The 24,610-nt window shown below is 62.9% G+C and carries 22 protein-coding genes; 3 read left to right on the top strand and 19 right to left on the bottom strand.

Annotated features, from left to right (window positions below; genetic code table 11):
• Positions 1 to 11 precede the first annotated feature (11 nt).
• A complete protein-coding gene (locus ACVC5H_RS03340; protein ID WP_489620998.1) occupies positions 12 to 665 on the top strand; it encodes an LON peptidase substrate-binding domain-containing protein in 654 nt (217 codons plus the stop codon).
• A gap of 221 nt (positions 666 to 886) precedes the next feature.
• Here ACVC5H_RS03340 and ACVC5H_RS03335 read toward each other — a convergent pair whose 3' ends face one another.
• The 3 genes from ACVC5H_RS03335 to metH all read right to left on the bottom strand — a co-directional run bounded on the left by ACVC5H_RS03335 (position 887) and on the right by metH (position 5,847).
• Entirely contained in the window at positions 887 to 1,576 is a 690-nt protein-coding gene (locus ACVC5H_RS03335) for a MarC family protein (protein ID WP_489620997.1), read from the bottom strand.
• Between the two features lie 117 nt (positions 1,577 to 1,693).
• Positions 1,694 to 1,978, bottom strand: a complete 285-nt coding sequence (locus ACVC5H_RS03330) for a hypothetical protein (RefSeq protein WP_058897034.1) — start codon at positions 1,976 to 1,978, stop codon at positions 1,694 to 1,696.
• 125 nt (positions 1,979 to 2,103) lie between these two features.
• Positions 2,104 to 5,847 carry a methionine synthase gene (gene metH, locus ACVC5H_RS03325; RefSeq protein WP_489620996.1) on the bottom strand — a complete coding sequence of 1,248 codons (3,744 nt, stop codon included), beginning with the start codon at positions 5,845 to 5,847 and terminating at the stop codon, positions 2,104 to 2,106.
• Between the two features lie 200 nt (positions 5,848 to 6,047).
• Here metH and ACVC5H_RS03320 point away from each other — a divergent pair, with 200 nt between their 5' ends.
• Entirely contained in the window at positions 6,048 to 6,632 is a 585-nt protein-coding gene (locus ACVC5H_RS03320; RefSeq protein WP_489620995.1) for a 5'-methylthioadenosine/S-adenosylhomocysteine nucleosidase, read from the top strand.
• Positions 6,633 to 6,653: 21 nt separating this feature from the next.
• Here ACVC5H_RS03320 and fmt read toward each other — a convergent pair whose 3' ends face one another.
• From fmt to hemE, 7 genes are all read right to left on the bottom strand, one after another.
• Positions 6,654 to 7,607 carry a methionyl-tRNA formyltransferase gene (gene fmt / locus ACVC5H_RS03315; RefSeq protein WP_489620994.1) on the bottom strand — a complete coding sequence of 318 codons (954 nt, stop codon included), beginning with the start codon at positions 7,605 to 7,607 and terminating at the stop codon, positions 6,654 to 6,656.
• A gap of 33 nt (positions 7,608 to 7,640) precedes the next feature.
• Positions 7,641 to 8,447, bottom strand: coding sequence for an SDR family oxidoreductase (locus tag ACVC5H_RS03310; RefSeq protein ID WP_489620993.1), 807 nt, complete (start codon positions 8,445 to 8,447; stop codon positions 7,641 to 7,643).
• Positions 8,448 to 8,545: 98 nt separating this feature from the next.
• Positions 8,546 to 9,253 (bottom strand): thiol:disulfide interchange protein DsbA/DsbL, encoded by a 708-nt coding sequence (locus ACVC5H_RS03305; protein WP_489620992.1) that lies wholly within the window; start codon positions 9,251 to 9,253, stop codon positions 8,546 to 8,548.
• 108 nt (positions 9,254 to 9,361) lie between these two features.
• Positions 9,362 to 10,042, bottom strand: coding sequence for an SPOR domain-containing protein (locus ACVC5H_RS03300; RefSeq protein ID WP_489620991.1), 681 nt, complete (start codon positions 10,040 to 10,042; stop codon positions 9,362 to 9,364).
• A 31-nt stretch (positions 10,043 to 10,073) separates the two neighbouring features.
• Positions 10,074 to 11,807: an arginine--tRNA ligase gene (gene argS / locus ACVC5H_RS03295; protein ID WP_489620990.1), complete on the bottom strand. Its 1,734-nt coding sequence runs from the start codon at positions 11,805 to 11,807 to the stop codon at positions 10,074 to 10,076.
• A 267-nt stretch (positions 11,808 to 12,074) separates the two neighbouring features.
• Positions 12,075 to 14,231, bottom strand: coding sequence for a primosomal protein N' (locus tag ACVC5H_RS03290; RefSeq protein WP_489620989.1), 2,157 nt, complete (start codon positions 14,229 to 14,231; stop codon positions 12,075 to 12,077).
• A gap of 716 nt (positions 14,232 to 14,947) precedes the next feature.
• Positions 14,948 to 16,045: a uroporphyrinogen decarboxylase gene (hemE, locus tag ACVC5H_RS03285; RefSeq protein WP_489620988.1), complete on the bottom strand. Its 1,098-nt coding sequence runs from the start codon at positions 16,043 to 16,045 to the stop codon at positions 14,948 to 14,950.
• Between the two features lie 211 nt (positions 16,046 to 16,256).
• On the opposite strand from hemE, the gene ACVC5H_RS03280 reads away from it, so the two are divergent.
• Positions 16,257 to 17,054, top strand: coding sequence for a transporter substrate-binding domain-containing protein (locus ACVC5H_RS03280; RefSeq protein ID WP_489620987.1), 798 nt, complete (start codon positions 16,257 to 16,259; stop codon positions 17,052 to 17,054).
• A 29-nt stretch (positions 17,055 to 17,083) separates the two neighbouring features.
• Here ACVC5H_RS03280 and ACVC5H_RS03275 read toward each other — a convergent pair whose 3' ends face one another.
• The 9 genes from ACVC5H_RS03275 to atpE all read right to left on the bottom strand — a co-directional run bounded on the left by ACVC5H_RS03275 (position 17,084) and on the right by atpE (position 24,594).
• Entirely contained in the window at positions 17,084 to 17,896 is an 813-nt protein-coding gene (locus ACVC5H_RS03275; RefSeq protein ID WP_489620986.1) for a polyphosphate kinase 2 family protein, read from the bottom strand.
• A gap of 52 nt (positions 17,897 to 17,948) precedes the next feature.
• Positions 17,949 to 18,416 carry a CoA-binding protein gene (locus tag ACVC5H_RS03270; RefSeq protein WP_489620985.1) on the bottom strand — a complete coding sequence of 156 codons (468 nt, stop codon included), beginning with the start codon at positions 18,414 to 18,416 and terminating at the stop codon, positions 17,949 to 17,951.
• 360 nt (positions 18,417 to 18,776) lie between these two features.
• Positions 18,777 to 19,199 carry a F0F1 ATP synthase subunit epsilon gene (locus ACVC5H_RS03265; protein WP_006461340.1) on the bottom strand — a complete coding sequence of 141 codons (423 nt, stop codon included), beginning with the start codon at positions 19,197 to 19,199 and terminating at the stop codon, positions 18,777 to 18,779.
• Positions 19,200 to 19,320: 121 nt separating this feature from the next.
• Entirely contained in the window at positions 19,321 to 20,721 is a 1,401-nt protein-coding gene (atpD, locus tag ACVC5H_RS03260; protein WP_008332979.1) for a F0F1 ATP synthase subunit beta, read from the bottom strand.
• A gap of 57 nt (positions 20,722 to 20,778) precedes the next feature.
• Complete coding sequence (gene atpG, locus ACVC5H_RS03255) at positions 20,779 to 21,651, bottom strand: F0F1 ATP synthase subunit gamma (protein ID WP_489620984.1); 873 nt, start codon at positions 21,649 to 21,651, stop codon at positions 20,779 to 20,781.
• A 30-nt stretch (positions 21,652 to 21,681) separates the two neighbouring features.
• Positions 21,682 to 23,223: a F0F1 ATP synthase subunit alpha gene (gene atpA, locus ACVC5H_RS03250; RefSeq protein WP_008332982.1), complete on the bottom strand. Its 1,542-nt coding sequence runs from the start codon at positions 23,221 to 23,223 to the stop codon at positions 21,682 to 21,684.
• 45 nt (positions 23,224 to 23,268) lie between these two features.
• Entirely contained in the window at positions 23,269 to 23,802 is a 534-nt protein-coding gene (locus tag ACVC5H_RS03245; protein WP_489620983.1) for a F0F1 ATP synthase subunit delta, read from the bottom strand.
• Between the two features lies 1 nt (position 23,803).
• Entirely contained in the window at positions 23,804 to 24,274 is a 471-nt protein-coding gene (locus ACVC5H_RS03240; protein ID WP_008332985.1) for a F0F1 ATP synthase subunit B, read from the bottom strand.
• A 74-nt stretch (positions 24,275 to 24,348) separates the two neighbouring features.
• A complete protein-coding gene (gene atpE, locus ACVC5H_RS03235; protein ID WP_006461334.1) occupies positions 24,349 to 24,594 on the bottom strand; it encodes a F0F1 ATP synthase subunit C in 246 nt (81 codons plus the stop codon).
• Between the last annotated feature and the right edge of the window lie 16 nt (positions 24,595 to 24,610).

The following is a 24,610-nucleotide window of genomic DNA, read 5'->3' as shown; positions in this document are numbered from 1 at the left end:
CAGGAGTGAAGATGCCCGCTGCCCCTGCCACCCCGCGCCCGCCGATCTCGGCACTGACCATTCCGCTGTTTCCGCTGGCCAGCACGCTCTTTCCGGAAGGGCGGCTGCCGCTGCAGATCTTCGAGGTGCGCTACCTGGACATGATCCGCAAGTGCATCGCCGAGGGCAGCAGCTTTGGCGTGGTGGCGCTGACGGATGGATCGGAAGTGCGGCGGCCCGGCCAGACCGAGCGCTTCGTCGGTGTGGGCACGGTGGCGCGCATCCAGGAATGGAGCACGCCCTCCCCTGGCCTCATGCGCATTGCCTGCCTGGGTGGCGAGCGTTTTCGCATCCTGCAGGCCGAGCAGCAGAAGCATGGACTGTGGACGGCACAGGTTGAAATGATGGAAGCCGACCACGCCGTCGCGGTGCCCGATGAATTGCGCAATACCGCACAGGCACTGGAGAACCTGCTGCAATCGGTGCTGCGCCAGGGCTTGCCGGACAGCGAAGTGCCCATTGCCGCGCCTTACCGGCTGGATGACTGCGGCTGGGTCGCCAACCGCTGGGCCGAGATGATGCCAATTTCCGTGAACCTCAAGCAGAGCCTGCTGGCGCTGGACAATCCGCTGCTGCGGCTGGAGCTGGTGCAGGATGCGCTGGATGAATTGGGGTGGTTGAAATAGTTAGTGTTTGCTGTAGAAAAACTTAGTTTTCCGTTTTCCGATTCTTAATTCTTAGTTCTTAAATATGGAAATAGCGGACTGCCGGTTCATCTCCCCCCGTTCAGACTGAGTAGCGGCGCAGCCGCGTATCGAAGACGCACTGCCCGTGCTGCGCCTTCGATACGGCCCTGGCGGGCCTACTCGGTCCGAACGGGAGTCTGAAATCCCCAACTCTTCAATCTTCACGGCGACACGCCGCTGATCCCCGCCTCGGCCAGCAAGGCCGCCATGCCTGACCAGAAGATCTGGATCCCGATACACAGCAGGATGAAGGCCGACAGCCGCAACACCACCATGGTGCCCAGTCGGCCCATCAGGTTGACCAGCTTGTGGGCATAGTTGTAGCAGAGAAAGATCACCAGCGCGGTCAGTGCAGCGCCCAGTGCGGCGCTGCCCACCGAGATCACCCAATCCAGCAGGCGCGTGGGCGTGTTGGCGCCCAGGGTGATGGAGGCGGCGATGGTGCCGGGACCGACGGTCAGGGGAAAGCTCATCGGGTAGAAACTGCGCGCCTTGATTTCTTCATCGGGCAGGTCTTCGTCATAGGACTTGGCCACCTGGGTGGGAATGGCGCTGTCCTGGCTGTTGTCGTTCAACAGCTTCCAGCCCGAGACCGCCACCAGCAGGCCACCGCCCACACGCACGATGGGCAGCGAAATGCCGAAGAAGGTCAGCACGTGCGAACCGATGAAGATCGCCGCCACCAGCATGAACCAGCAATTGATGGCGACCTGGCGCGCGATGCGCTTTTCGGTGCTGCGGCTGACGTTGCCCAGGAGGTTGGCGAACACCGGCGCGATGCCCAGGGGATTGAGGATGGGCAGCAGCGTGACCGGGATCAGCAGGACGGCCTTGAGAAAGAGGATGAACATGGCGCAATCGGAAAAAACGGCATTGAGGGTGTGACCCGGCAGCGTAGCGGAAAGCTGCTGCGCTGCCAACCACGGGCGTCTGCACACGATGCGGCGCGGATCGAGCAGGCAACAGCCTCAACCAACGTGATACAGGTGTACTTGCCGGAACCCCAGCCGCTCCTTGTGCCGAGCAATCTTCTGCAGCATCAGCAGCCCCTCTTCATGCCCGGCCACCACCACGCGGCGCACCGCGCTGCGGCCTTCGATGCCATCCCAGGCCTGGGTGAGCACCCAGTCGCCCAGCAGGTCCTGCACCAGGTCCACCGTGAAGATGGCGCGTGTCTTGCCGTCGGTGAAGTGCAGGCGCGTGGCCACGGTCACGGGCAGTGCATGGGTGACGTGGTCAGCGGAATCGATCATGGCTAAAGCAAGGCTACGGAACGGCGGGCGTGGATGATAGCAGGACGGCTGGGGAATACAAGGACAAGCAGCAAAGGGCTGAAACAACCGTCCGGCACAGGCCGGACGGTCATTGCGCAAATCATTTACAGATTCGGCGCCAGCCAGCGTTCCACCTCTTCCTTGGGCACATGACGGCGCTCTGCCATGTCGGCCACCTGGTCTTCGCCGATCTTGCCGACCACGAAGTACTTCGATTGCGGATGGGCGAAGTAGAAGCCCGACACCGAAGCACCGGGGAACATGGCATAGGATTCGGTGAGCTGCATGCCGATCTCGTCGCATTGCATGACGCGGAAGGCGTCGGCCTTCACGGTGTGCTCGGGGCAGGCCGGATAGCCGGGTGCAGGGCGGATGCCAAGGTATTTTTCCTTGATGAGATCGGCACTGCTCAGGTTCTCGTCAGCCGCATAGCCCCAGAGGTCCTTGCGCACGCGCTCATGCAGGTATTCGGCGAAGGCTTCGGCCAGACGGTCGGCCAGGGCCTTGAGCATGATGGACGAGTAATCGTCATGCGCATCTTCGAAGCGCTTCTCGTATTTCTCGATACCGAGGCCGGCGGTCACGGCAAACATGCCGATGTAATCCTGCACGCCCGACTCCTTGGGCGCGATGAAGTCCGACAGGCACTGGTTGGGACGGGCCACGCCATCGACCACCGGCTTTTCGGTCTGCTGGCGCAGGCCGTAATAGGTGAAGGCGACCTGGCTGCGGCTGTCGTCGGTGTAGATCTCGATGTCGTCGTCGTTGACGGTATTGGCCGGCAAGAGCGAGATGACGCCATTGGCGGTGAGCCAACGGCCGTCGATGATCTTTTTCAGCATCGCCTGGGCTTCCTGGAAGACCTTGGTGGCGGCTTCGCCCACGACTTCATCGGTGAGGATGGCGGGGTAAGGGCCGGCCAGGTCCCAGGTCTGGAAGAACGGGCCCCAGTCGATGTAGTTGGCCAGCAAACCCAGGTCCACATTCTTGAACAGGCGGCGACCGATGAACTTGGGCCTGACCGGGGCGAATTCCAGCTTGGTCTTGTTGGCGCGGGCTGCCGCCAGCGATAGCATGGGCGCGGCCTTCTTGCTGGCGTGCTGTTCGCGGATGCGTTCGTAGTCGGCGTTCAGTTCAGCCACGTACTGGGTCTTCTGCTCGTCGGCCAGCAGCGATTGCGCCACCGACACGGCACGCGAGGCGTCCGGCACATAGACCACCGGGCCCTCGTAGTTGGGGGCGATCTTCACCGCAGTGTGGGCGCGCGAGGTCGTCGCACCACCGATCATCAGCGGCATCTTCAGACCCGCGAAATACGGATCGCGCTGCATCTCCTTGGCGACGTAGGCCATCTCTTCCAGCGACGGGGTGATCAGACCCGACAAGCCGATGATGTCGGCCTTCTCTTCCTTGGCCTTGGCCAGGATCTCGGCGCAGGGCACCATCACGCCCATGTTGACCACTTCGAAGTTGTTGCACTGGAGGACCACGGTGACGATGTTCTTGCCGATGTCGTGGACGTCGCCCTTGACGGTGGCAATGACGATCTTGCCCTTGGGCTTGGCGACTTCGCCGGTGGCGATTTCAAGCTGGCGCTTCTCTTCTTCGATGAAGGGGATCAGGTGCGCCACCGCCTGCTTCATCACACGGGCCGACTTGACCACCTGCGGCAGGAACATCTTGCCCTGGCCGAACAGGTCACCGACCACGTTCATGCCATCCATCAGCGGACCTTCGATCACGTGGATGGGACGGCCGCCATCGGCGGCGACCTGCTGGCGTACCTCTTCGGTGTCTTCCACGATCCATTGCGTGATGCCGTGCACCAGCGCATGCGAGAGGCGCTTGGCGACCGGCAGGTTGCGCCATTCCAGGGTGGCTTCTTCCTTCTTGTCGCCAGCCTTCAACGTGGCGGCGTATTCGATCATGCGCTCGGTGGCGTCTTCGCGGCGGTTCAGCACCACGTCTTCCACGCGCTCGCGCAGCTCGGCCGGCAGGTCGTCATACACGCCGATCATGCCGGCATTGACGATGCCCATGGTCATGCCGGCCTTGATGGCGTGATACAGGAAAACGGTATGGATCGCTTCACGCGCCGGATCATTGCCCCGGAAGCTGAAGGAGACGTTGGAGACACCGCCGCTGATCTTGGCGTAGGGCAGGTTCTGGTGGATCCAGCGGGTGGCTTCGATGAAGTCGACCGCGTAGTTGTTGTGTTCTTCGATGCCGGTTGCGACCGCGAAGATGTTGGGGTCGAAGATGATGTCTTCGGGCGGGAAGTCCAGCTTGTCCACCAGCAGGCGATAGGCGCGTTCGCAGATCTCGATCTTGCGCGCAAAGGTATCGGCCTGGCCCACTTCGTCGAAGGCCATGACGATGACGGCGGCGCCATAGCGGCGGCACAGCTTGGCTTCGCGCAGGAATTTCTCTTCGCCTTCCTTCATCGAGATGGAGTTGACGATGGACTTGCCCTGCACGCACTTCAGGCCCGCTTCGATCACCTCCCATTTGGAAGAGTCGATCATGATGGGCACGCGCGCAATGTCGGGTTCCGAGGCGATCAGGTTGAGGAAGCGCGTCATGGCGGCGACCGAATCGAGCATCGCTTCATCCATGTTGATGTCGATGATCTGCGCACCGTTCTCGACCTGCTGGCGCGCAACCGCCAGGGCTTCGTCGTACTGTTCGTTGAGGATCAGGCGGGCGAAGGCCTTGGAACCGGTGACGTTGGTGCGCTCACCGACGTTCACATACAGCGAATCGTCATTGATGGTGAAGGGCTCCAGGCCCGACAGGCGCATCTCGTGGGTCGGCTCCGGCACCTTGCGCGGCGCGATCCTGGCGACCGTCTCGGCAATCGCCTTGATGTGCGGCGGCGTGGTGCCGCAGCAGCCGCCGGCGACGTTGACGAAACCGCTCTCGGCGAATTCCTTCAACAGTGCCGAGGTGACGTCCGGGGTTTCATCAAAGCCGGTGTCGCTCATCGGATTGGGCAAGCCGGCGTTCGGGTAGATGCAGACGAAGGTGTCGGCGATCTTGGACAGCTCTTCCGCATAAGGACGCATCAGGGCCGCGCCCAGTGCGCAGTTCAGGCCCACGGTCAGCGGGCGGGCGTGGCGGATCGAATTCCAGAAGGCGGTCACGGTCTGCCCCGAGAGGATGCGGCCGGAGGCATCCGTCACGGTGCCGGAGATCATGATGGGCAGACGCTTGCCGCTTTCCTCGAAGAAGGTATCGATGGCGAAGAGCGCGGCCTTGCAGTTGAGCGTGTCGAAGATGGTCTCGACCAGCAGCACGTCGGCACCGCCTTCGACCAGGGCGCGGGTCTGCTCCAGGTAGGCCGCCACCAGTTGATCGAAGGTGACGTTGCGGGCGGCCGGGTCGTTGACGTCCGGCGAGATGGAGGCGGTCTTGGGGGTGGGGCCGAGGGCGCCGGCCACGAAGCGCGGCTTGTCCGGGGTCGAGTACTTGTCGCAGGCGGCGCGTGCCAGACGGGCCGACTCCAGGTTCATCTCGTAGACCAGATGCGCCATGTGGTAGTCGTCCTGGGCCACGCTGGTGGCGCCGAAGGTATTGGTCTCGATCAGGTCGGCACCAGCGGCCAGGTATTGCTCGTGGATTTCCTGGATGACGTGCGGCTGGGTCAGCGAGAGCAGTTCATTGTTGCCCTTGACGAAGAGCTCCTTGCCGGGAACGCTGAAGTCGGCGAAACGCTGGCCGCGATAATCCTCTTCAGTCAGCTTGTAGCGCTGGATCATGGTGCCCATGGCGCCATCGAGGATGAGGATGCGCTGCGACATCAGGTCGCGCAGCAGCAATTCGGTCTGGCACAGTTCGTTCGGCTTCATCTGGCGTTTTTCTCTGGTTACGGCAACAATGCAGAGCCTGCCCCCGCGCACAAGCGCGCTGCGGATAAAAAAACCGGCCAGGAAAGGACCGGTTCAGCAGGCAAAAAGTGATCCCGATTATACGCCAAAGCACCCTCCCGCCGCCTCCGGGGAGGCTTTGCGGGCAGGGCTTCGTTGCAAACCGTTAACTATTTACACAGATGCCAGATCAACAGCCCATCCTCATCCTGACCGCCCTGGAAAGTGAACTCAATGCCGCTGCTGCGCCGGCGGGCGTGCAGGTAGTCTATTGCGGCGTCGGCAAGGTCAATGCCGCGCTGCATACGACACAGGCCATCCTGACCCATCGCCCGCGCGCAATCATCAATTTCGGCACGGCCGGCAAGATCGATCCCCTGCATGATGGCTTGCTGGAAGTGGCCGCCGTGCTCCAGCGCGACATGGATGCGATGCCGCTGGCACCGCGTGGCGTGACGCCGCTGATGGACCCGCTGCAGCAGCCGGCCCGGCTGGAATCGGGCTATCCGGGCGTACTCTGCGGCACCGGCGACAGCTTCGTGACGGCGGCCGATGACTGGCTGCTGGAACAGAAGGTGGATCTGGTGGATATGGAATTGTTTGCCATCGCCCGTGTCTGCAGCCACTTCGGCGTGCCGTGGCGCGCCTTCAAGTTCATCACCGATGGCGCCAATGACGACGCTGCCGATGACTGGCAGGCACGGGTGCACCTGGGCGAGGAATTGTTCTGGCGGCATCTGCCGCACGTGCTCAAGCAGGTCGGCTGAGGCAGATCGGCGCGGAACGGCTCAGTCCAGCCGTCCGCCTTCCATCGGAAAACCCTTCAGGAATTCCGCCGCCGGCAGACGCTTGCCGCCGGGCTTTTGCAGCTCGGTCAGCAGCAGCGCGCCTTCGCCGCAGGCCACCACGATGCCGGCCTGGGCATCGGCCGACAAGACCTGGCCGGGTGTGCCCTGCTGCGCCACGCTGACCGGACGCGCCTGCCACAGCTTGACCACGGTGTCGCCAAAGCGGCCGGTGGCGCCGGGGAAGGGATTGAAGGCGCGGATGCGGCGCGCCAGCTGCACGGCGCTCTGGCTGAAGTCCAGCGCAGCCTCTTCCTTGGCGATCTTGGCGGCATAGTTGGCACCCTCTTCCGGCTGAGGTGTCGCGGGCAAGGCGCCACGCTCCAGCTTCTCCAGCGCTTCCACGATCATCCTGCCGCCCAGCGCGGCCAGCTTGTCATGCAGGCTGCCGGTGGTGTCATCCTCAGCGATGGGCAGGCTTTCGATCAACATCATGGGGCCGGTGTCGAGGCCCTCTTCCATCTGCATGATGGTGATGCCGGTCTCGCTGTCGCCCGCCTCGATGGCGCGATGGATGGGCGCGGCGCCGCGCCAGCGCGGCAGCAGCGATCCGTGGATGTTGATGCAGCCGTAGCGCGGAATGTCGAGCACGCTGCGCGGCAGGATCAGGCCATAGGCGGCCACCACCATCACGTCATGCGGGGTCGATTGCAGCAGGGCATGGGCCTCCTGTGCCACCTCCGGATACTTGCCGTTCAGGCGCAGCGAGACTGGCTGTGCCACCGGGGTGCCGTGCTTGATCGCGCACTGCTTTACGGGCGACGCCTGCAGCTGCATGCCGCGTCCGGCCGGGCGGTCGGGCTGGGTCAGCACCAGGGTGATCTCGTGACCGGCGGCGTAGAGCGCTTCGAGCGCGACGGCGGCGAATTCCGGCGTGCCGGCAAAAATGATCTTCATGAAAAACTCCAGGGACGGCCACGGCCGCCAGATTTACGGATTGCGTTTCTTGTGCGGGGCGCGGGCGAAAGCCATATCGTACAGCCAGTTCGGCAACAGCCTCAGCAGCTTGGCCACCACGCCCATCTGCCAGGGAATGACGCGATAGCTCACGCCCTCGGCAATGCTCTGTACGGCGCACTCGGCAAAGCGCTCCACCGGCATCAGGAAGGGCATGGGATAGGTGTTCACGCGGGTCATCGGGGTATCGATGTAGCCGGGCGCGATGGTCACGACCTTGATGCCGCTGCCGTGCAATTCCACCCGCAGCGATTCGCAATAGCTGATGACGGCGGCCTTGGAAGCGCTGTAGGCGCCCGCCCCCGGCAGGCCGCGAATGCCCGCCACGCTGCCGATGCCGACCAGGCGGCAGCGGCGGCGCTGGTCCTCGGGCGCTGCCTTCATGCGCGCCACGAAGGGCGTGAAGGTGGCAAAGGTGGCCGTGACGTTGACGGCCAGGATGCGTTCGAAGGCGGCCAGGTCTTCCTGGTATTCGGTCAGCGTGCCCTGCGAGATGCCGGCATTGGCGATGACCACATCGGCCCCGCCGAATTCGGCCAGGAAGGACGCGGCGGCAGCGGCCAGCGCCGCATGGTCGGTCACGTCGAGGGCATAGACGCGGTGGCGCTCAGGATGCGGCAGGCTGGCGCGCAAGGCTTCCAGCTCGGCGCTGCGGCGTGCCACCAGGCCCAGGCTGGCGCCACGGCGGGCGTAGGCATGGGCCAGGGCCATGCCGATACCGCTGGAGGCTCCGGTCAGGAAGACGCGTTCCTGTGCTGTAACGGCGGGAAGGTTGGCCATGCCTGCTCCTGGGGCGATATGAAAGTGTGTAAACGGCAGGGTTCAAATGACAACGGTCCGCGGCCTTGCGGACGCGGACCGTGCAAAACGGGTGAAGCTTATTTCTTTTTGGCGATGGTGCTGCCAGCAGCCTTCTCGGCGGCGACCTTGGCCACCAGGTGATCCATCACCTGCAGGGCGGCGGCTTGCTGCATTGATTCCGGCTGGTTGGCCAGGGCCACGCCGACCACGGCCGGCGAGGTGACGTAGCGGCCATCGATGGCGATCATCGGCACGCCATCGACCTTGTAGGCTTCCTGCAACTGGGCGGCACGGCGCACCTTGGTCTGCACGCCGAAGGAATTGTACAGGTCGAGGAATTTCTGCTTGTCCAGGCCGATCTTCTCGATGTAGGCCAGGATGGTCTTGTCGGTATTGATGCGCTGGTTTTCCACGTGGATGGCGTGGAAGATCTTGGGCGACAGTTCTTCGGCCTTGCCCATGGCTTCCAGCGTGTAGTAGAGCTTCTGCTGCGGCACGAAGCTGTCGCGGAAGGCCACCGGCACCTTCTTGAAGTTGATCTTGTCACCCTGCTTCTTGACCCAGGCGGTCAGCGTCGGATCCCAGGCCGCGCAGTGCGGGCAGTCGAACCAGAAGAATTCGGTCACTTCGACCTTGTTGCCGGAATCGGTCGGCTGGGCCTGCTCCAGCACGCGGTAGTCGCTGCCCACTTGCGGATTGGCCGGGGAGGCCGAGGCGCCGACGCTGGCGGTGAAAGCCAGCACGCCGAAGCTGACCGCAGCCAGCAGCTTTTGATGGAAACGCATGGTATTACCCTCTCTGATGGATAGTCGGTGGAATCGGCCGGTGGCCGTTCCAGGCCCGTCGTGCCGGTCGGTTATCCCCTGCCGCCGGCATCCACGGTGCGATCTGGTTTATTTGGGGATGCGCACGATGGCGGCATCGACCCCGTTATCGGACAACTTGCTGCGCGTGCGGTTCATGGCATCGGCATGCTCGAAGGGACCGATGCGCACGCGGTAGAGCACACCGCTGTCGGCAGTGCGCTCGGTGACCTTGGCCTCGAAGCCCAGCAGGGCCAGCTTGGCGCGGGCACTTTCGGCATCGGCCTGGTCGCGGAAGGCGCCGGTCTGCAGGAAGTAGGTCCACTTGTCATCGTTGGTGTCGCTCTTGGAGGCCGAGGCCGGCGGCGTGGCGGCCGATGGCTTGGCGTCAGCCGTCCTGGTCTCGGACTTCGACGGTGCCGGGGTGGCCGAAGCCGCCGGGGCGCTGGCCTGCGGGGCCGGTGCAGTCGGCGGCACCGGCTGCGCTGCAGCCGTATTGGGCGGCACCGGTGTCTGCGACTGCTGCTGGTCACGCGCAGCGTCGCGGGCAATGTCGCGATTACCGTAGAGCGGACGGTTGGGGTCGGCCGCCTGGGCCGGGGTCGGGTCGGCGCGCTCGGGGCGTGCCACCTTGTTGACGAAGGGGATGGGCGACTTGGTGATCATCAGTGCCACACCCACGGCGATCCCCAGGCCGACGATCAAACCCAGGATCAGGCCGAGCAGCGTACCGCCGGCCTGCTTGTGATATTTCGCGTTCAACGGTTTCACGTTTCTCTTTAGCTGCTTGTTTTAGCTTGTTTTACATTCTGGCCGGAGCCGACACGCCCAACAGTGCCAGGCCGTTGCGCAGCACCTGGCGGGTGGCGGACAACAGCGCCAGGCGTGCGGACCTGGTTGGGACATCATCGACCAGCACGCGTTCCGCATTGTAGTAGCTATGCAGTTCGCCTGCCAGATCGCGCAGGTAGAAGGCGACCTGGTGCGGTCCCAGCTCTTGCAGGGCGTGCGCCAGCATGTCCGGATACTCGGCCAGCTTGGCCAGGAGCGACGCTTCGCGCGGGGCGGTCAGCAGCGACAGGTCAGCCGTGGTCTTGAGCGCCTCTTCATCCACGCCCGACTTGCCCAGCACGGTGCAGATGCGGGCATGCGCATACTGGACGTAGTAGACGGGGTTTTCGTCGGACTGCGCCAGGGCCAGGTCGACGTCGAAGACGAACTCGGTATCGGCCTTGCGCGAGATCAGGAAGAAGCGCACCGCATCGCGGCCGCGCGTCAAGTCACGTTCCTGGCCTTCGACCGGCTCGCCGGCCGACCATTCGATCAGGTCGCGCAGGGTGACGTAGGAACCGGCGCGCTTGGAAATCTTGACCTCTTCGCCATTGCGCATGACGGTGACCATCTTGTGCAGCACGTAGTCGGGATAACCCTGGGGGATGCCCACGCCAGCGGCTTGCAGGCCGGCGCGCACGCGCGCGATGGTGCCGTGGTGGTCGCTGCCCTGAATATTGATGACCTTGCCGTAGCCGCGTTGCCACTTGTTGATGTGATAGGCGACGTCGGGCACGAAGTAGGTATAGGTGCCGTCGGTCTTCTTCATGACGCGATCCTTGTCGTCGCCATAGTCGGTGGTGCGCAGCCACAGCGCGCCATCCTGCTCGTAGGTCTTGCCGGCAGCGACCAGCGCGTCCACGGCGGCGGCCACCTTGCCGTCGGCGTAGAGCGAGGATTCGAGATAGTAATTGTCGAACTTCACGCCGAAGGCCTGCAGGTCCAGGTCCTGCTCGTGGCGCAGGTAGGCCACGGCAAAGCGGCGGATCGATTCGATGTCTTCGACGTCGCCGCTGCCGGTGACGGGTTCGCCATCGCTGGCCGAGACGGTCTTCTTGTCGAGGAAGTCGCGTGCGATGTCGGCGATGTAGTCGCCGTTGTAGGCCGACTCGGGCCACTCGGCGTCACCCGGCTTGAAGCCGCGCGCGCGCGCCTGCACCGAGGTGGCCAGCGTGGCGATCTGTACGCCGGCATCGTTGTAGTAGAACTCGCGCAGCACGTCGTAGCCCTGTGCTTCCAGCAGCGACGAGAGCGCATCGCCCAGCGCGCCCTGGCGGCCATGGCCCACGTGCAGCGGGCCGGTGGGGTTGGCGGAGACGAACTCGACCAGCACCTTCTGGCCGGCACCGGCCGTGCCACGGCCGAAGGCCTCGCCCTGCTCGTGGATCACCTTGACCACGGCCTGCTTGGCGGCAGCGGCCACGCGCAGGTTGATGAAGCCCGGACCGGCGATCTCGACGGATTCCACCAGGCCTTCGCGCGCCGGGTCGGCCATGACGGCGGCCACGATGGCTTGGGCCAGTTCACGCGGATTCTTTTTCAGCGGCTTGGCCAGCTGCATGGCGATGTTGCAGGCGACGTCGCCGTGCGAGGCGTCGCGCGGACGCTCCAGGGTGATGGTCGGCGTCAGGCCGCTATCAGCCAGCAGCGGCTGCAAGGCGGACGAGAACAGGTCGGAGATGCGTTGTTTCTGTTGTGCGAGCATGGGAATGAGGGGTAAAGCGGAAGCGGCCGAGGCGCTGGTCTGGCAGGCTGCGCCGCGCGGAGGGATCGCTTGCAATTGGTTGAGCAGCCGAGATTATACCGGCTAGGCGGACCATGTTGACTGCCCGAGCAAGCAGCTTGCATGCGGGCAAGCTCTCTGCTTCTGAAAGATGCCTCAATCACAACAAACCTGTTTCCTCAAATTTGGCAGAAAACTTCACCCCCACTTTCACGATCAGCCCGGGGGCCGCCTGCTGCAGCCCTGCCTTCATATATCGACCGGATCGACCTCCAGCGACCAGCGGGCGCGGGTTTTCAGCTGCCGCAGTGCGGCCAGCCATTGCTTGAGGAAGCCCTGCAGGGCCGGCCGGGACGGGCACTCGATGAGCAACTGCGCGCGCTCGACGTTGGCCACCCGCATCAGGGTCATCGGGATGGGTTCGTTGATGGTGATGGCGGGCGCCTCCAGCAGGGTGGCGGCTTCCTTCAGGAAGGCCAGGGCCGTCTCCAGCTCGCGTGCCTCGGCGCGCAGCAGCGCCTGGTACATGAAGGGCGGGAAATGGGCCTGGCGGCGCTCCTCCAGCAGGTCGCCGGCAAAGCCGTCGTAGTCATGGCGCATCACCGCCTGGTACAGCGGATGATGCGGATAGCGGGTCTGGATCAGCACCTCGCCCGAGCTGCCATCGGCCGACAGCCCGGCCCGTCCGGCGCGGCCGGCCACCTGCATGAGCTGTGCGAAGAGCCGTTCGCTGGCGCGGTAATCGTGCGAGAACAGCGCGGTATCGGGATTGAGCACACCGACCAGGGTGAGCTTTTTGAAGTCATGCCCCTTGGCCACCATCTGGGTGCCGACCAGGATATCCACCTCGCCCCGGTGCACGCTGTCGAAGGCGCTCTGGGCCGAGCCCTTCAGGCGGGTCGAATCGGCATCGATGCGCAGCACGCGGGCGCCGGGGAAGATCGCCTGCAAGCCCTCTTCGACCCGCTGGGTGCCGCGTCCCAGCGGTTGCAGGTCGACGTTGCCGCAGGTCGGGCAGGCGCGCGGGATGGCCAGTTCCAGGCTGCAATGGTGGCAGCGCAGGCGCCGCTCGGGACGGTGCACCACCATGAAGGCATCGCAGCGCATGCAGTTGCTGATCCAGCCGCAGGCATCGCAGGCCAGCACCGGGGCATAGCCGCGGCGGTTGAGGAACAGCAGCGACTGCTCGCCCTGCTCCAGGCGCTTGCGCACGGCCGCGACCAGGCCGGCGGTGAGGCCATCGACGGGCTTGTCGCGCTCCATGTCGATCACCTTGACGGTGGGCAGCACCGCCTGCTCGGCCGCGCGCTGGCGCAGTTCCAGCCGGCGGTAGCGGCCGGCCTGGGCGTGGTGCCAGGTTTCCAGCGAAGGCGTGGCCGAGCCCAGCACCACCGGAATGCCGAGCTGGTGCGCGCGCCACACGGCCAGGTCGCGGGCGGAATAACGCAAGCCTTCCTGCTGCTTGTAGGAGGGATCGTGCTCCTCGTCGATGACGATGAGCTTGAGCGCAGGCAGCGAAGACAGGATCGCCAGCCGCGTGCCCAGCACGATGTGGGCCTGGCCCAGGTGCGCGGCCAGCCAGTTGCGGGCGCGCTCGCCCTCGGCCAGGCCGCTGTGCAGCGCCACCACGTTCAGATGCGGGAAGCGCGCGCGGATGTTGCCTTCCAGCTGCGGGGTCAGGTTGATTTCCGGCACCAGCACCAGGATCTGCGCCGGGGCCGCATCTGCGGGCGCGGCGGGCTGTGCCGCCGCCTCGTCGGCCGCGCGGCGCAGGATGGCGGCGGCGGCTTGCAGGTAGACCTCGGTCTTGCCGCTGCCGGTCACGCCGTACAGCAGCAGCGGCGCAAAGCCGCGCGCACCGGCAATGGCATCCACGGCCTGCTGCTGGGCCGGGTTCAGGGGCGGCGCCGCGCCCAGTTGCAGCGGGTCCGGTGCGGCCAACGGTTCAGTCCCGGCCACCTCGACGGGGCTGGCGTCTTCCCCGGCGCGGGCCTTGCGCCTGGCCTTGGTCTTCTTGGGCGCGGCCAGGCGGCCCAGGGCCTTGAGCGCCTTGTCCAGCGCCACCGTGGTCAGCGCGCGCAGGTTCTTGGGCAGGCCGGGCAGCATCACCTCGCCCAGCGGGCGCTGGTAGTAGTCGGCGGCGAAGCAGCACAGTGCCAGCCAGTGCGCCGACATCGGCGGCAACTGGTGGCGCACCGCAATGACGTCCTTGATCTTGTCGGCCTGCAGGTCGGTCTGCTCCGCATGGCCGACCACCACGCCCACGGCTTCGCGACGGCCGAACGGCACCACCACCAGCTGACCGATGGCCGGCATGGGCTCCTCCGGCGTGGCAGCCTGCCAGCGGTAATCGAAGACGGTATGCAGGGGCGTATCGAGCGCCACCTGGAGCAGACGTTGTTCCACGAACTTAATGTAAATCCTGAAAAACCCGGCTAAGCCTCGGTTTCATCGTCATTTTTGGACCTATCCACATGGTTTGTGGATAACTTTGGGGACAAGTACCTCTTGACATGGCCCCGCGCAGTCTGGCTGCGGCTTGCGATGCGCTGCCCAAATGAAGGGCAAAAAATTAGCCTATTGAAATCAATGACTTACAAAGACGATCTCAAGCAGGAAAAATATTTTTACATAGAATCTTTGCGCATGTGCCAAATGCATCCTGTGTGCATAAGTCCTCGCCCGGAGACCACGGCCCGGGCGTTTGTCAAGCCTTGACCGACAAAAATTTGTCGACTTTGACCGGCAGTAAGTCGCCTCGCTGTCCTACAAACTTAAAGTAAACCTTCAAAGATTTCGATAAGCGGCGGTTTTGTAAACGCTTTTGGGTCTTATGCACAGCGCTTGTGGATAACTTTGTTGACAAGTGGGTCTTGACAAGTGCGAAGCCCTCGGCCAGTGCGGTTTCCAGCCATATCGAGCTTGACCGGTCAAAAAATAAACCCAACAAAATCAATGACTTGTGCGGCGCAAGCTTCACAAACCTTCATATTCCAATAAATTTGATTCTCAGTTGGAAAATGCGCCGAGATGTGCATAAGTCCCGGCCCAATGGCAAGGATGTGCATATGGAATTGCCCATCCGCACAAATACGAACAGATAGCGACAGATACGCGCATGTTCAATTACGCAGGGACCGGCTGATTTCATGCACCGCCTGGGCCAGGGTGGCCACCGCCTCGGGCGGGGTGTGCTGGGAGATGCCATGGCCCAGGTTGAACACGTGGCCGCTGCCGGGGCCAGGGCGGCCGAAGGACTCCAGCAGCTTGCGCACTTCGGCCTGGATGGCCTGATCGCCCGCGAAGAGCACATTGGGGTCGAGGTTGCCCTGCAGGGCCACCTTGTCGCCCACACGGCGCCGCGCTTCGCCCAGGTTGACGGTCCAGTCCAGGCCCACGGCGTCGGCGCCGATGGCGGCGATCTGTTCCAGCCACAGGCCGCCGCCCTTGGTGAAGACGATCACCGGGATCTGCTGGCCATCCTGCTGGCGCTGCAACTGGCTCACCACCTGCTGCATGTAAGCCAGCGAGAATTGCTGGTAGATGCCATCGGCCAGGGCACCGCCCCAGGTGTCGAAGATCATCACGGCCTGGGCACCGGCAGCGATCTGGGCGTTCAGGTAGGCGGCCACGGCATCGGCATTGATCTTGAGGATGTGATGCATCAGGTCCGGGCGGCGATAGAGCAGGCTCTTGACCAGGCGGAAATCATCCGAGCCGCCGCCTTCGACCATGTAGCAGGCCAGCGTCCACGGGCTGCCGGAGAAGCCGATCAGCGGCACCCGGCCGTCGAGCTCGCGGCGGATCTGGGTGACGGCCTTGAAGACGTAATCCAGCTTGCCCAGGTCGGGCGCCTGCAGCGCCTGGATGGCGGCCTCGTCGCGCAGGGGACGCTCGAACTTGGGGCCTTCGCCATCGGCGAAATACAGGCCCAGGCCCATGGCGTCAGGTACGGTGAGGATGTCCGAGAACAGGATGGCGGCGTCCAGCGGATAGCGTTCCAGCGGCTGCAGCGTGACCTCGGTGGCGTAGTCGGGGTTGGTGGCCAGGCCCATGAAGGAGCCGGCGCGGGCGCGCGTGGCGCGGTATTCCGGCAGGTAGCGGCCGGCCTGGCGCATCAGCCACAGCGGCGTGTACTCGGTGGGCTGGCGCAGCAGTGCACGCAGGAAGGTATCGTTTTTGAGCGGAGCGAAGGTGGACATGGAAGAAGAAGAGGGCATGGTCGGCCTGCAATGCGGTCTGACGACAATCCGGCATTATCTCATCCTCCGCGCATGGCTTTCCGGCTAATTGTCATGAACGGCGCGCACCAATATTGATGTAGGTCGTGGCACACGTTTTGCTATGATCTGGCGGCTGCCACCAGCCGGTCCTTCGCATCGACAAGAAGGGACCGAATCCCACGCTCAACACCATCCACGAGGAGGCTCCATGAAGTCCATCATCCGCACCGCCCTGCTGGCGGGCCTGGCGGCCCTGTCACTTGTCCTGTCGCTGTCGGCCGCCCGCGCCGACGAGGCCGTCCCCGCATCGCGCCTGGACCAGGTGCTCAAGTCCGGCAAGCTGCGCATCTGCATGACCGGCGACTACAAGCCGTTCACCTACTATCGCCCCGACCAGACCTTCGAGGGCATGGACGTGGAGCTCGGCCAGTCGCTGGCCAAGTCGCTGGGCGTGGAAGCGCAGTTCATCAAGACCACCTGGAGCACCCTGATGAACGACTTCATCGCCCAGTGCGACGTCGGCATGGGCGGCATCTCCGTCACCCTGGACCGCGCCCGCAAGGCGGCCTTCTCCGAGACCGTGATGGTCGATGGCAAGGCGCCCATCATCCGCTGTGCCGACAAGGACAAGTTCCGCAGCTTCGACATGATCGACCAGCCCGGCACCCGCGCCATCGTCAACCCGGGCGGCACCAACGAACGCTTTGCCCGTTCCGGCTACAAGCACGCCACGCTGCTGCTGCATCCCGACAACGTGACCATCTTCCAGCAGATCATCGATGGCAAGGCCGACGTGATGGTGACCGATGCCAGCGAAACCCTGTGGCAATCCAAGATGCATCCGGAACTGTGCCCGGTGCAGCCGGACCAGCCGCTGCAGTTCGCCGAGAAGGCTTACCTGCTGCCGCGTGGCGACGTCGCCTTCAAGGCTTACGTGGATACCTGGCTGCACCTGGCCAAGGCCACCGGCGAATACCAGCGCATCTTCGACAAGTGGCTGAAGTAAGCTGAGGGCGCGCTGCCCCGGCCTGTGCCTCAATCGAACTTGAGTTCCTTCAGTTCAGGCTTGGGATCGGGGAAGCGCAGTTTGAGCTTTTGCAGGGTCTCCAGGATCACATTGGCCACCAGCAGGTTGCGATGGGTCTTGGAGTCGGCCGGCACCACATACCAGGGTGCATGTAGCGTGCTGGTCTGGCGCAGCACCTCCTGGTAACGCAGCTGATAGGCATCCCAGAACTTGCGCTCGGCCAGGTCCTGGGGGTCAAATTTCCAGTGCTTGTTGGGATCGTCGATGCGCGATTGCAGGCGTGACTTCTGCTCGGCCTTGGAGATGTGCAGGAAGAATTTCAGCACCACGGTCCCGGTTTCCCACAGCATGCGTTCAAAGTCGTTGATCTGGCGATAGCGACGCTTGCATTCCTTGTCATCGATCCAGTCATGCACGCGTGTGATGAGCACGTCCTCGTAGTGACTGCGGTTGAATACCGCGATCTCCCCCGCCACCGGTACCTGCGCATGCACGCGCCACAGGTAGTCGTGCGCCAGCTCGATGGCGGTCGGCCCCTTGAAGTTGGCCACGCGGATGCCCTGCGGATTGACGGCTGCGAAGACGTCATTGACGGTGCCATCCTTGCCGCTGGTATCCATGCCCTGCAGGATCACCAGCACCTTGTGCTTGTGGCCGGCGTAGAGCATCTGCTGCTGCAGGCCGATCTCTGCGGCCAGGCGCTGCACGGTGGCGCGGTCGGTTTCCTTGTTGCCGCTGGAGAGTGGTTTGGTCGAGGCGTCGCTTTCCTTGAGGACGAACTTGGGATGGACCATGAATTGCGGGCCGGTTTTCTTTGCCATGCTGTCTCGCTTTTTTCGTTATAAATGATTTCCGGATTTCACCGCCCCGACATTACAACACGCCATGCGACTGCCCCATGGCATGTTCGATCTTGATGCACTTGTCCATGACCACCTTCAGCCCGGCTGCACGCGCACGGACGGCGGCCTCTTCGTGAACGATGTCGAGCTGCATCCACACGCATTCGGCGCCGATGGCGATGGCCTCATCGACGACGGGCGGGATGTCGGCCGACTTGCGGAAGCAATCGACGATGGCGATGCGCAGGCCTTCCTGGGCCAATGCCGCGCTGGCCTCCTGCAGGCTGGCATGGCAGTGCTCGCCGAGGATGGTCTGGCCGGCGTACATGGGATTGACGGCGACGATGCGGTATCCCGCTGACTGCATATAGGCGGCCACGTCAAAGCTGGCACGCTCGGGGCGGTTGGACAGGCCCACCACGGCAATGATGGGCTTGCCATGCTGACGCGCTGTGGTCGAAGAGGGCGATGCGGAAGATGCGGGTGCAGCTGACGACATGGGGGCTCCTGTCCGGCTGGATTGAGATGAGGCTAATGCTATAAATGATTTGGCGGGACAGAATTGGTTCTGTCCTTCACGTCCGCGCACTTTACCCGAGGATGAAAGTTGCCGCAGCGCCAGTATGCGCGACATGTGGGCAAACTTGATGCAGGTTAATTCATACGGGCTGGAAGCCGCCAGATCTGGTCAGCCTTGGCGCCGCAGACGGGCCCCGGATCTGCAAGGAGGAACTCATTACGCGCATCAGAGGAACTGTGCGCACATGAAAAAAGGCAGCCGAAGCTGCCTTTCATCTACTGCTGTACTGCTGTGCTGCCGTGCCGGAGCGCTCTTCGCCGGGAAGAACGCTACCAGCGATCAGCGCTTCTGACGCAACTTCTGGATCGCGGCCAGCTGTGCCACAGCGGCGGCCAGTTCGGCCTGGGCTGCAGCGTGGTCGATCTTGGAGTCGCGGTTGACCAGCGCTTCCTCGGCCAGACGCTTGGCTTCGGCGGCCTTGGCTTCGTCCAGGTCGGCACCACGGATGGCGGTGTCGGCCAGCACGGTCACGGCGTCGGGCTGCACTTCCAGGAGGCCACCGGCCACGAACACGAATTCCTCGTGCGCCTGACCCGAGACCTTGATACGGACAGCACCTGGCTTGATGCGCGTGATCAGCGGGGTGTGACGGGGATAGATACCCAGCTCACCCGCTTCGCCCGGCAACGCGACGAATTCTGCCTCGCCGGAGAAGATTTCCTCTTCCGCCGAGACCACGTCCACGTGAATAGTATGTGCCATGTCGTTTCCTAGTCGATTGACCGCCCCTGCGAACAGGGGCGGCGCCAATGAATCAATGATTACTTACCTGCCATGGCTGCATCCGGTTGTGCACCGCATGCCGTCCACGGCATGGTCAGTCTTAGTTGATCTTCTTGGCCTTTTCGATTGCTTCGTCGATGGTACCGACCATGTAGAACGCTTGTTCCGGCAGGTGGTCCAGTTCGCCGCTGGCGATCATCTTGAAGCCCTTGATCGTGTCCTTGAGCGAAACGTACTTGCCCGGGGAACCGGTGAACACTTCGGCGACGTGGAAGGGCTGCGACAGGAAACGCTGCATCTTGCGAGCGCGTGCGACGATCAGCTTGTCTTCCGGTGCCAGTTCGTCCATGCCCAGAATCGCGATGATGTCACGCAGTTCCTTGTAGCGCTGCAGGGTGCCCTGAACAGCGCGTGCGGTCTCGTAGTGTTCCTGGCCGACCACTTGCGGGTCCAGCTGGCGCGAGGTCGAGTCCAGCGGATCGACGGCGGGGTAGATACCCAGCGAGGCGATGTCACGCGACAGAACGACGGTCGAGTCCAGGTGGGCGAAGGTGGTTGCCGGCGACGGGTCGGTCAAGTCATCCGCAGGGACGTACACGGCCTGGATCGAGGTGATCGAGCCAGTCTTGGTCGAGGTGATACGCTCTTGCAGGCGGCCCATTTCTTCGGCCAGCGTCGGCTGGTAGCCCACGGCGGACGGCATACGGCCCAGCAGTGCGGACACTTCGGTACCGGCCAGGGTGTAACGGTAGATGTTGTCGACGAAGAACAACACGTCCTTGCCTTCGTCACGGAAACCTTCCGCGATGGTCAGGCCGGTCAGCGCCACGCGCAGACGGTTGCCCGGCGGTTCGTTCATCTGGCCGTAGACCATGGCGACCTTGGAATTGGTCGGGTTTTCCAGGTCCACCACCTTGGCTTCTGCCATTTCATGGTAGAAGTCGTTACCTTCACGGGTACGCTCACCAACACCGGCGAACACGGACAGACCGCTGTGCGCCTTGGCGATGTTGTTGATCAGTTCCATCATGTTCACGGTCTTGCCCACACCGGCGCCACCGAACAGACCGACCTTACCACCCTTGGCGAACGGGCACACCAGGTCAATCACCTTGATGCCGGTTTCCAGCAGCTCTTGCGAGGGCGACAGTTCGTCGTACGCGGGAGCCTTGCGGTGGATCGAAGCGGTTTGCTCGTGCGAGACCGGACCGCATTCGTCGATCGGGTTGCCCAGCACGTCCATGATGCGACCCAGGGTCGCGGTACCGACAGGCACCGTGATGGGCTTGCCGGTGTTCGAGATGGTCAGGCCGCGGCGCAGACCGTCCGACGAACCGAGCGCAATGGTACGAACCACGCCGTCGCCCAGCTGTTGCTGGACTTCCAGGGTCAGATCCGAACCTTCCAATTTCAAGGCATCGTAAACCTTGGGCATCGCATCGCGCGGAAACTCCACGTCCACCACAGCGCCGATACACTGAACGATTTTGCCATCAGCCATTTTCGTTCCTTCAATAGATAAAATTTAAATTCTGTTTCGCTACGCTACGCCAGCTGATCAGCCGACCGCAGCCGCACCGGCGACGATTTCCGACAGCTCTTTGGTAATGGCGGCCTGGCGAGTCTTGTTGTAGACCAACTTCAACTCACCGATCACGCTACCTGCGTTGTCGCTGGCGGCCTTCATCGCGACCATGCGCGCCGATTGCTCGGAGGCCATGTTCTCGGCGACGGCTTGATAGATCAGCGCTTCGACGTAACGCACCAGCAGTTCGTCCACCACGGATTGCACATCGGGCTCATAGATGTAGTCCCAGGAGTGCGCACCCTCGTCAGCCTTGAGCTTGTCGCTGGTCAGCGGCAGCAGTTGCTGCAGGGTGGCTTCCTGCTTCATCGTGTTGATGAACTTGGTGTACACCAGGTACACCGCGTCCAACTTGCCTTCCTGGAAAGCGTCGAGCAGCACCTTGACGGGGCCGATCAGCTTTTCCAGGTGCGGCGTATCACCCAGTTGCGTCACGTTGGCGGCCACACGGGCGCCGATGCGATTCAGAAAACCCAAACCCTTGTTGCCAATGGCGACGGTTTCGATGGCCTTGCCCTGGCCTTCCAATTCACGGAACTTGTTGGTCAACAGACGCAGCGAGTTGGTGTTCATGCCGCCGCACAGACCCTTGTCGGTCGTGACGACGATGAAACCAACGCGCTTGGCCGTGTCTTGCTGGACCATGAACGGGTGCACGTACTCCGGATTGGCCTGCGACAGGTTGGCCGCAATGTTGCGGATCTTGTCGCTGTACGGGCGGGCTGCGTGCATCCGGTCCTGCGCCTTGCGCATTTTGGATGCCGCGACCATTTCCATCGCCTTGGTGATCTTCTTCGTATTTTCTACGCTCTTGATCTTGCCACGTATCTCTTTACCTGTAGCCATGAGTAAGACTCCTTATAGCTTCAGTAAGAATTAGTACGCGCCGGATTTCTTGAAGTCAGCGATGGCGGCTGCCAGGGCTGCCTCAGCATCCTTATCCAGTTGCTTGGTGTCTTCGATCTTCTTCAACAGCTCAGCGTGGCTGGTCTTCATGAAGTTGTGCAGAGCCGACTCGAAGGCCAGGATCTTCTTCACTTCGACGTCATCCATGTAGCCCTTGTTGACGGCGAACAGGGTGACGGCCATGATCGAGATCGATTGCGGGGTGTACTGAGCCTGCTTCAACAGTTCGGTCACGCGCGCACCGCGGTCCAGCTGCTTGCGGGTGGCTTCGTCCAGGTCGGAAGCGAACTGCGCGAACGCAGCCAGTTCACGGTACTGTGCCAGGTCGGTACGGATACCGCCGGACAGGCCCTTGATGACCTTGGTCTGGGCAGCGCCACCGACGCGCGACACCGAGATACCCGCGTTGATCGCAGGACGGATACCGGCGTTGAACAGCGAAGTTTCCAGGAAGATCTGGCCGTCGGTGATCGAGATTACGTTGGTCGGAACGAAGGCCGACACGTCACCTGCCTGGGTTTCGATGATCGGCAGTGCGGTCAGGGAACCGGTCTGGCCCTTGACTTCGCCGTTGGTGAACTTCTCGACGTAGTCGGCGTTCACGCGGGCTGCACGTTCCAGCAGGCGGCTGTGCAGGTAGAACACGTCGCCAGGATAGGCTTCACGGCCCGGCGGACGGCGCAGCAGCAGCGAGACCTGACGGTAAGCCACGGCTTGCTTGGACAGATCGTCATAGACGATCAGGGCGTCTTGACCGCGATCGCGGAAGTATTCGCCCATGGCGCAACCCGAGTAGGCCGACACGTATTGCATCGCTGCCGATTCGGAGGCGGTCGCGGCCACGACGATGGTGTATTCCATCGCGCCGTGCGCTTCCAGTGCGCGCACCACGTTCTTGACCGACGAAGCCTTCTGGCCGATCGCGACGTAGATGCAGGTCATGTTCTGACCCTTTTGATTGATGATGGCGTCGATCGCAACTGCGGTCTTGCCGGTCTGGCGGTCGCCGATGATCAGCTCGCGCTGGCCACGGCCGACGGGCACCATGGAGTCGATCGACTTCAGGCCAGTCTGCATCGGTTGCGACACGGACTGACGCGCGATCACGCCCGGGGCGATCTTTTCGATCGGGGCGGTCAGCTTGGCGTTGATCGGACCCTTGCCGTCGATCGGCTGGCCCAGTGCGTTGACGACACGACCCTTCAGTTCAGGACCGATGGGCACTTCCAGGATGCGGCCGGTGCACTTGACCAGGTCGCCTTCGGAGATGTGTTCGTATTCGCCCAGGATAACGGCGCCCACCGAGTCACGCTCCAGGTTCAGCGCCAGGCCGAAGGTGTTGCCCGGGAATTCCAGCATCTCACCTTGCATCACGTCGGACAGACCATGGATACGGCAGATACCGTCGGACACGGAGATGACCGTGCCCTGATTGCGAATCTCAGCGGTATCGCCAAGGCCTTGGATCCGGCTCTTGATCAGCTCGCTGATTTCAGATGCGTTGAGTTGCATACTAACTCCTAAAAATTGTTCTTTCGCTTAGCCAGCCAGAGGCACTTACGCGGCCAGAGCAGCTTGCAGCTGCTGCAGCTTCGCGCGCACGGAGGTATCGAACACTTCGTCGCCGACCACGACGCGCACACCGCCAATCAGGCTGCTGTCAACCGTCACGGAGGGGTTCAGCTTGCGGCCGAACTTCTTCTCCAGTGCCGAGACCACATCCTTGACCTGGGCATCGCTGAGCTCAAAGGCGCTCACGATGTTGGCATCGGCCGAACCTTCCGACGCGTTCTTGAGCGCGTGGAATTGTTCGGCGATCTGCGGCAGCAGCACCAGGCGGCCGTTGTCCACCAGCGTCTTGACGAAATTGGTCGCCTCGACGGACAACGGGGTCTTCACGGCGGCGGCAAACACTTCAGCCAGCTTGTCGTGCGTTACGGAAGGATTCTGCGCCAGGGCCTGCACCTCGGGATGCGCTGCCACCTGGGCCATCTCGTCGATGAGATCGGACCAGGCTGCCAGGCTGCCTGCCTTGGCCACACGGAACAAGGCTTCGGCGTAAGGACGAGCGATCGTTGCGAGTTCGGCCATATTACAGCTCTGTCTTCAGTTGATTCAGCAAGTCGGCATGAGCAGCCGCATTCACTTCGCGCTTGAGGATCTGTTCCGCGCCCTTGACGGCGAGCGTTGCGACCTGGCCGCGCAGTTCTTCGCGCGCCTGGTTCACTTGCTGTTGAGCGTCTGCACGGGCGTTGGCGATGATGCGGGCAGCTTCTTCAGCAGCCGTTTTCTTGGCTTCTTCGATGATCAGCTGAGCGCGCTTCTCGGCTTCGCCGATACGCTTCTGGCCTTCATCACGTGCCGATGCCAGTTCGCCCTGGATACGCTTTTCGGCGGCGGCCAGATCGGCGCGACCGCGGTCAGCGGCTGCCAGCCCGTCCGCAATCTTCTTGGCGCGTTCGTCGAGCGCCTTAATCAACGGCGGCCACACGAATTTCATCGTGAAGCCGGCGAGGATGAAGAAGACCACGAACTGTGCAATCAATGTTGCATTTAAGTTCACGGTAATTTCCTTCTCAGAATAACGAGTGCCGGAACCAATCGTCCGGCAGATGAGAATCGGCTATGAAGCGCGAATTACTTGGCGATGAACGGATTTGCGAATGCGAACAGCATGGCGATACCAACGCCGATCAGGAAGGCGGCGTCGATCAGGCCAGCCAGCAGGAACATCTTGGTTTGCAGGGTGTTCATCAGTTCAGGCTGACGTGCGGATGCTTCGAGGTACTTACCGCCCATGATCGCGATACCGATACAAGCGCCGATAGCACCCAGGCCAATGATCAAACCGCAAGCCAGAGCAACGAAAGAGACATCAGTCATGACAATTCCTTAAGAA

The organism is Herbaspirillum sp. Her3 (assembly GCF_057961275.1).
The sequence above is the reverse complement of the archived record's forward strand: the minus strand, read 5'-3'. Positions and strand labels throughout refer to the sequence as shown.